Below are 7,597 nucleotides of genomic sequence, written 5' to 3' on the forward strand. Positions count from 1 at the left end.
CGGTGTGTCAGTCAATACATGTGCTGACTGACACACCGCTTTCGCGAGCAAGCCCGCTCCCACATTTTTGATTGAGGTGTGTCAGGCGTGGACGCGCACCCACACGCTCACCAGCACGGTCGCCGCCATCAGCCACGCCACCGCCGCCACGGCGAGTGACGCTTCAAGGCGCATGCGATCGACCAGCACATACAGCGTCGCCAAATACACAAAATACGGAATGATCGACCACATCCCAAACAGGATGGTGGTCTTCAAGTCGTCCAGCGAACGGCCCTTGCCGACGATGTAATGCGCGATCAGCGCGAAGGTCGGAAACAGCGGCACCAGGCCTGCGATGTAGTAGTTTTTGGTCTTGGCCAGCGCCGCCAGGATCAGCACCACCGCCGCGCCCAGGGCGGCTTTCAAGAATAAGTCCATCAGTGGCTCAACCCGTATTTCTTGACCTTGTCGAACAGCGTGGTCTTGGCCATTCCCAGTTCCAGGCTGGCCTGGGTGAGGTTGCCGCCGCTGCGTTGCAGGGCGTCGTTGAGCAGGTTGCGCTCGAAGGCTTCCACCGCTTCGGTAAAGGCCAGGCCGTGATTGCTGGTGCCTGCGCCGCTTTTCTTGAAGGCCGGCAAGCCCAGGGCAAAACGCTCGGCAACGTTGCGCAGTTCACGCACGTTGCCTGGCCAGTCATGGCTCATCAGGGTCGACACGGTCTGGTTGTCCAGCTCCGGTACGCTGCGGTCAAAACGCAGTGACGACTGCTGCAGGAAGTGTTCGAACAATTGCAGGATGTCTTCACGGCGTTCGCGTAGCGGTGGTAGTTCCAGGGTCACGACGTTGAGGCGGTAGTAAAGGTCGCTACGGAATTGGCTGGCGCGGCTCAGCTCGTCAAGGTCGGATTTGGTCGCGGCAATCACCCGGCAATCCACTGCCACGCTCTGGTTCGAGCCCAGGCGTTCCAAGGTGCGTTCCTGCAACACACGCAGCAGTTTGATCTGCAGGTTGATCGGCATGCTTTCCACTTCATCGAGGAACAGCGTGCCCTCATGGGCGTGTTCGATCTTGCCGATGCGCCGCTTGCCCGCGCCGGTAAAGGCGTTGGCTTCGTGGCCGAATATTTCGCTTTCGAACAGGTTCTCCGGCAGGCCGCCGCAGTTCAGGGCAACGAACTGATGGTCGTGGCGCCGGCTGAAATCGTGCAAGCAACGCGCGACCAGTTCCTTGCCGGTGCCAGTTTCGCCTTCGATCAGCACGTTGGCCGAGGTGTCGGCCACGTTAGCGATCAGCTCGCGCAGGTTCTGCATGGCGGGCGAGCGGCCGATGATGCGGCCTTCCAGTGAGTCGCGCTCGGCCAGTTGGCGGCGCAGCGACCAGACTTCCCGCGCCAGCCCGCGTTGCTCAAGGGCGCGGCGCGCCACATCGACCAGGCGTTCGGGAGAGAAGGGTTTTTCCATGAAGTCGTAGGCGCCATTGCGCATGGCGCCGACCGCCATCGAGATATCGCCATGGCCGGTAATCAGCACCACCGGCAGGCTTTTATCCAGGGCCTTGAGGCGGGTCAGCAGCTCCAGGCCGTCGATGCCTGGCAGGCGAATATCGCTGATGACAATGCCGGCAAAGTTCTCGCCGATGCGCTTGAGCGCTTCCTCGGCACTGCCCACACCCACGCTGTGAATGTCTTCCAGCGCCAGGGCTTGCTGGCAGCCGAGCAGCACGTGGGGGTCGTCTTCGACGATCAGAACGGTGAGGTCTTTAGGATCGGTACTCATCATGTCGACTCAGCTTTTTGGGTGCCCACCAACGGCAGGCACAAGACAAAGGCAGTACCACCACTGGCCGGGTGTTCCACGGCGAGGTTGCCGCCGGTGGCCGCCGCCAGGCTGGCGGAAAGGGTCAGGCCCAGGCCCAGGCCTTGTTCGCCGGGTTTGGTGGTGAAGAACGGTTCGAATAAATGTTTGCGCGCTTCGGGGTCGATGCCGTGGCCATTGTCGCGCACGTGCAGACGGTATCTACCGTCGGCGCTCTGGCCGTCCAACCAGAGCTCGGGCGCTGGTTGGGCTTGCATCGCATCGAGCGCGTTGCCGATCAGGTTGACCAGGATCTGCTCCAGGCGGGTCTGGTCGATCTGCAGCTGGGCGGGGGCGAAGTCACGGTGCACGGTCAACGGCAGGCCGTCCAGACGCGCGCCCAGCACCTGGAAGGCGGCGTCCACGGCTTTGCCCAGGTTGGCTTCGCCCTGGTCGTCACCACGGCGGGCAAACGAGCGCAGGCTGGCGGTGATGCGGCCCATGCGGTCGATCAGTTCGTTGATGGTCTTGAGGTTGGCGCTGGCGGTGTCGAGGGCGCCACGCTCAAGGAAGCGCACGGTGTTACCCGACAGCGTGCGCAATGCCGCCAGCGGTTGGTTGAGTTCATGGGCAATGCTGGTGGACATCTGGCCGATGGCCGCCAGCTTGCCGGCCTGCACCAGTTCGTCCTGGGCGCGACGCAGGGTTTCTTCGGCCTGGCGGCGCTCGCGGATCTGGCCCTTGAGCCGTTCGTTACTGGCGCGCAGGTCGGCGGTGCGTTCGGCAATCCGGCGTTCCAGCTGGCTGTTGGCTTCCTGCAAGGCTTCGCGCGCGGCGAGGCGGGTGGCGATGACTTTGCGCCGCTCGTTCCAGGCGATCAGCAAGAACGCGACCAGGCCAAACGCGACCGCCACCAGAATGCCTTGATTGATCGCGGCGCGGCGCAGGTCGTTAAGTGGGGTCAGCAGGGTGAAGTTCCACGGCGTGTCGCTGAGCGGGCGGGTCTGGGCCAGGTAGCTGACTTCGCGCTCGTCGTTGATCACTTCGCTGTTGGCCGGGAAGGTGAGCTTCTCGGTGCCTTCGTTGAGACGCTCGCGGGCCAGTGGCTCCAACTCGTTCAACGTCGCCCAGTAATATTGCAGGCTGTGGGCCAGGCGTTCCTTGGTGTCATCGCTCAGCGGGCGCACGGCCTTGAGGCGCCGGGCCGGGTCACTGGAGAGAATGATGATGCCGTTTTCGTCGCTCACAAAGGCTTCGAGACGCGCGCGCTGCCAGCGTTCTTCGAGGGCTTCAAGGCGTACTTTGACCACGGCCACGCCGATGATTTTGCCGTGCTCTTCCAGGCCGTGGGCCAGGTAGTAACCGGGTTCGCCGTTGGTGCTGCCAATGCCATAGAAACGGCCGGGCTGGCCACGTACGGCATTTTGGAAATAGGCACGGAAGGACAGGTCTTCACCCTGGTAACTGTCGGCATCGCGCCAGTTACTGGTGGCCAGCACGCGGCCGGTGGTGTCCATCACGTAGATGGCCCGACTACGACTGCGTCGGTTCAGGCCTTCGAGGTAATCGTTGACCGTTTGCCGGGTTTCCTGGCTCGGGTCGGCCAGCAGCCTGGAGACGCTGGACTCCAGCTCCAACAGGCTGGGCAGGTAGGTGTATTTGCTCAGCTCGCTTTCGACGGTGCGGGCATGCAGCTCCAGCTGGCGTTCGCCGTTGTCGCTGAGGGTGCGGATGCCATAGTACTCACTGACCCAGAAGCCGATGTAACCCAAGCCGATCATCAGGGCGATGATCAACGGCGGCAGGAACAGTTGGCGAATCAGACGAGGTTTCACGGCAAGTGATGGCGGTGCGGCGCGAAATTGGTTGGGGTCGCATTTCATCACAGATGCCTTGGGTCAGCCAGAGCTTGCCGGCCTGCTCGGTCCAATGTGGGAGCTATGTAGGGCTTAGTGCTGCAGGATTTTCTCAAGGAAGTGCTGCGCGCGTTCGGAGCGGGCGCTGATGTCACCGAAGAACTCCTCTTTCGGGCAGTCTTCGATGATCTTGCCAGCGTCCATGAAAATCACGCGGTCGGCCACTTTGCGCGCGAAGCCCATTTCGTGGGTCACGCACATCATGGTCATGCCTTCGTGGGCCAGTTGCACCATCACGTCGAGCACTTCGTTGACCATCTCCGGGTCGAGCGCCGAGGTCGGTTCGTCGAACAGCATGACGATCGGGTCCATGGCCAGGGCGCGGGCGATGGCCACACGTTGTTGCTGGCCACCGGACAATTGGCCCGGATGCTTGTGGGCGTGCGCCGACAGGCCTACGCGCTCGAGCAGTTGCAGGCCCTTTTTAGTGGCTTCTTCCTTGCTGCGGCCCAATACCTTGATCTGCGCGATGGTCAGGTTTTCGGTGATGGTCAGGTGTGGGAACAGTTCGAAGTGCTGGAACACCATGCCCACGCGCGAGCGCAGTTTGGGCAGGTTGGTCTTCGGGTCGGCAATGGAGGTGCCGTCGACCACGATATCGCCCTTCTGGAACGGTTCCAGCGCGTTGACGCATTTAATCAGGGTGGATTTGCCCGAACCCGATGGCCCGCACACCACGATCACTTCGCCTTTTTTGACCTCAGTGCTGCAATCGGTCAGCACCTGGAAGTCGCCATACCACTTGTTGATGTTCTTGATAGAGATCATACGGCAAACCTTTTTTGCAGACGCTTGACCAGCAGCGAGGCGGAAAAGCTGATGATGAAGTAGACGACACCGGCGAAGATCAGGAACTCATTGGAGCGGCCGATGATGTCGCCGTTGGAGCGGGCGGAGTTGAGGAAGTCCACCAGGCCCACGGTGTAGACCAGCGAGGTGTCCTGAAACAGGATGATCGACTGTTGCAGCAGCAACGGGGTCATCTTGCGGAACGCCTGGGGCAGAATGATCAGACGCATGGTCTGGCCATAGGTCATGCCCATCGCCTGGGCTGCGCCCATCTGGCCCTTGGGGATCGACTGCACGCCGGCCCGCACGATTTCACAGAAGTACGCGGCTTCGAACATCATGAAAGCCACGACGCAGGAGGTGAACGCGCCGATCGGGGTGTCTTCGCCAGTGATCCAGCGCAACACGAACGGCACCGCCAGGTAGAACCAGGTGATCACCAGCAGCAGCGGGATCGAGCGGAAGTAGTTCACGTAGGCGCCCGCCAGGCGCGACAGCAGTTTGCTCGACGACAGGCGCATCAGCGCCAGGACCGTACCCAGCGCGATGCCGCCGACCACGCCCATGACCATCAACTGCAAGGTCATGACCATGCCGTTCCACAGGCCCGGGATGGCGGGGATGATACCGCTGAAATCGAAGTCCATTATTTACCCCCCACGGAGATCAGGCCGGGCACCGCGACTTTCTTCTCGATCACGCGCATCAGCAACATCAGGCTCATGTTCAAGGTGAAGTAGATCAGCGTGGCCAGGGTGAAGGCTTCAAACAGGTTGGCCGAAAACTCGGCGGTCTGTTTGGTTTGCGCCAGCAGTTCCATCAAACCGATCAAGGACGCCACGGAGGAGTTCTTGAACACGTTGAGGAATTCCGAGGTAAGCGGCGGAATGATGATGCGGTAGGCCTGGGGCAGCAGCACGTTCCAGTAGATCTGCGGCAGCTTGAAGCCCATGGCACGCGCAGCAGCCTCTTGGCCACGTGGCAGCGCCTGGATGCCGGTACGCACTTGTTCGCACACACGGGCGGCGGTGAACAGGCCCAGGCACACGACAACGCTCAGGTAGGCCGAGGTGGTCGGGTTGAGGTCTTGTTTGTACCAGTCCTGCAGGTTCTGCGGCAGCATATCGGGCACCAGGAAGTACCAGATAAACAGCTGCACCAGCAGCGGCACGTTACGAAACAGTTCCACGTAGCAGGTCGCGATGCCCGCTACGATTCGGTTTGGCACGGTGCGCATGACCCCCAGAATGGAGCCCAGCAACAAGGCGATTATCCATGCCACCACAGCGATGGCGATGGTCCAGCCCAGGCCTGCGATGTACCAGTCGAGATAAGTCTCGCTGCCAACGCCGGTGGACTTGAAGAACACGCCCCAGTCCCAGTTGTAATTCATTAGGGTCTCCCCTCGAGATCGATCGATGTACAAGCACCCGCTTGGGGAAGATCCTTTCCCGCCTGACGGTGAACGCCAGGCACACGCGATCGGCTCGAAAACCGCCAGGTCGAGTGTTCCACATTAAAGCCAGCAGGTAGTAACAGACGCCTGAGGGGGCGGAGGCTCCCTCAGGACATAAGCTTAGTCAGGTATCAGATTTTTACGTCAGGGGCTGGCTTGTCGCTTGGGTTAGCGATCAGCTCCTTAACCTTTTCGCTCATCGGGAAGTTCAGGTTCAGGCCTTTTGGTGGGATCGGGCTCTCGAACCACTTGCTGTAGATCTTGTTGATTTCGCCGGATTTGTACAGGGCGACGATGGCGTCATCCACGGCTTTCTTGAAGGCAGGGTCGTCTTTACGCACCATGCACGCGTAGGCTTCGAAGGACTGTGGAGTACCGGTGATGACCCAGTCGTCCGGCTTCTTGGCCTTGGCTTCTTCGCCGGCCAGCAGGGCGTCGTCCATCATGAACGCAACGGCACGGCCGCTTTCGAGCATCTGGAAGGATTCGCCGTGGTCTTTGGCGGAGATGACGTTCATGCCCATCTGCTTGTCGGCGTTCATCGCTTTGATGATGCGCTCGGACGTGGTGCCGGCGGTGGTCACGACGTTTTTGCCTTTCAGGTCGGCAAAGTCAGCGTAGGACGGCTTGCCATCCTTGTCCTTCTTGACCAGCAGACGGGTGCCGATTTCGAAGATGTTGACGGTGAAATCAACTTGCTGGGCGCGTTCGGCGTTGTTGGTGGTGGAGCCGCACTCAAGGTCCGCAGTGCCGTTCTGGATCAGCGGGATACGAGTTTGCGAAGTCACCAGGTTGTACTTGGCCTTCAGGTCGGGTTTGTTCAGGTCTTTTTTCAGGGCTTCAACCACAGCCAACTGAACGTCGTGGGAGTAGCCCACGGGTTTGCCCGAGCCATCCGCGATGTAGGAAAACGGAATGGAGCTGTCGCGGTGAGCGAGGGTGATGGTGCCGGAGTCGTTGATTTTCTTCAGTGTGCCGGTGAGTTCGGCGGCGAAAACTGGAGTGCTGATCAGAGCAGCAGCGATAGCTGCGCCCAGGATATGGGGAACGATGCGCATCAATACTTCCTCGACATTTGTTTTTTTTATGAAGCCTGCTAAGCGGCTCTCTTTGTACTGCGAATGCCCATGACGGCTCCTAAGGCGCCTCAGGCAATCGTCAGGGAGTGTAGAGCATGAGTCGTGCCATACCGGAAATAAAAGGTTATTTGATTGATTTATAAGGAGATTAACTTTGTGTTACGAGGGATTTGTAGCGCTTTGGTCCGGCAAACCGAATGGGGTGGGGTGTGGTGTTCGGAAAACCGAATGCTCAGGAAGGTATTCCGAGCAGGGCTTTTGTGGGAACTGGCTTGCCTGCGATGGTCATAGGCATCTATGCAAATATTGGCGTCTGGGGGGAGTACATATCCGTTGCTGCGGTGATGGCTTCTATTGGTTCCGCTCTTACAGCGGGTCACTTTTGTAAAGACCGGAATGCCGGCCCAGACAAAAGTAACCAAAAAGTCTTCGCCCCACCACTTGGTGCCTCGCTTAGGCTTGAATCCGTGGGCCGCCGCGATGGGCCATCCTTGGCCCAGCGCGGCTAACCCGGCGTCCTGCCGGGTTACCCACGGATTCAAGCCTGCGTTCGGCCATCGTGGTTAACGGGGCGCCTCAGAT

The 7,597-nt window shown here is 60.2% G+C and carries 7 protein-coding genes; all 7 read right to left on the reverse strand.

The window, feature by feature from the left end; genetic code table 11:
• Nucleotides 1-81 precede the first annotated feature (81 nt).
• Nucleotides 82-420: a GlpM family protein gene (locus ACTD9P_RS29045; protein ID WP_438870345.1), complete on the reverse strand. Its 339-nt coding sequence runs from the start codon at nt 418-420 to the stop codon at nt 82-84.
• A complete protein-coding gene (gene aauR / locus ACTD9P_RS29050; RefSeq protein ID WP_200434455.1) occupies nt 420-1,757 on the reverse strand; it encodes a two-component response regulator AauR in 1,338 nt (445 codons plus the stop codon). Before aauR ends, ACTD9P_RS29045 begins: the two co-directional genes overlap by 1 nt.
• On the reverse strand, nt 1,757-3,658 hold the full coding sequence (aauS, locus tag ACTD9P_RS29055; protein ID WP_438870346.1) for a two-component sensor histidine kinase AauS: 1,902 nt from the start codon (nt 3,656-3,658) through the stop codon (nt 1,757-1,759). The genes aauR and aauS overlap by 1 nt, the downstream gene beginning before the upstream one ends.
• A gap of 66 nt (nt 3,659-3,724) precedes the next feature.
• On the reverse strand, nt 3,725-4,459 hold the full coding sequence (locus ACTD9P_RS29060) for an amino acid ABC transporter ATP-binding protein (RefSeq protein WP_007916729.1): 735 nt from the start codon (nt 4,457-4,459) through the stop codon (nt 3,725-3,727).
• Nucleotides 4,456-5,127, reverse strand: coding sequence for an amino acid ABC transporter permease (locus ACTD9P_RS29065; RefSeq protein WP_017137030.1), 672 nt, complete (start codon nt 5,125-5,127; stop codon nt 4,456-4,458). The genes ACTD9P_RS29060 and ACTD9P_RS29065 overlap by 4 nt, the downstream gene beginning before the upstream one ends.
• Nucleotides 5,127-5,873: an amino acid ABC transporter permease gene (locus tag ACTD9P_RS29070; RefSeq protein WP_099548514.1), complete on the reverse strand. Its 747-nt coding sequence runs from the start codon at nt 5,871-5,873 to the stop codon at nt 5,127-5,129. The genes ACTD9P_RS29065 and ACTD9P_RS29070 overlap by 1 nt, the downstream gene beginning before the upstream one ends.
• Before the next feature lie 194 nt (nt 5,874-6,067).
• Entirely contained in the window at nt 6,068-6,994 is a 927-nt protein-coding gene (locus ACTD9P_RS29075; protein ID WP_058421600.1) for a glutamate/aspartate ABC transporter substrate-binding protein, read from the reverse strand.
• Nucleotides 6,995-7,597: the final 603 nt, after the last annotated feature.

The sequence above is a fragment of the Pseudomonas onubensis genome, assembly GCF_965653655.1.
Lineage (GTDB): Bacteria > Pseudomonadota > Gammaproteobacteria > Pseudomonadales > Pseudomonadaceae > Aquipseudomonas.

Coding starts and splice junctions, on each gene's coding strand:
- ACTD9P_RS29065 (WP_017137030.1), bottom strand. CDS start 5,127: ATGGACTTCGATTTCAGCGGTATCATCCCCGCCATCCCGGGCCTGTGG.
- ACTD9P_RS29075 (WP_058421600.1), bottom strand. CDS start 6,994: ATGCGCATCGTTCCCCATATCCTGGGCGCAGCTATCGCTGCTGCTCTG.
- ACTD9P_RS29045 (WP_438870345.1), bottom strand. CDS start 420: ATGGACTTATTCTTGAAAGCCGCCCTGGGCGCGGCGGTGGTGCTGATC.
- ACTD9P_RS29070 (WP_099548514.1), bottom strand. CDS start 5,873: ATGAATTACAACTGGGACTGGGGCGTGTTCTTCAAGTCCACCGGCGTT.
- aauS (WP_438870346.1), bottom strand. CDS start 3,658: ATGAAATGCGACCCCAACCAATTTCGCGCCGCACCGCCATCACTTGCC.
- ACTD9P_RS29060 (WP_007916729.1), bottom strand. CDS start 4,459: ATGATCTCTATCAAGAACATCAACAAGTGGTATGGCGACTTCCAGGTG.
- aauR (WP_200434455.1), bottom strand. CDS start 1,757: ATGAGTACCGATCCTAAAGACCTCACCGTTCTGATCGTCGAAGACGAC.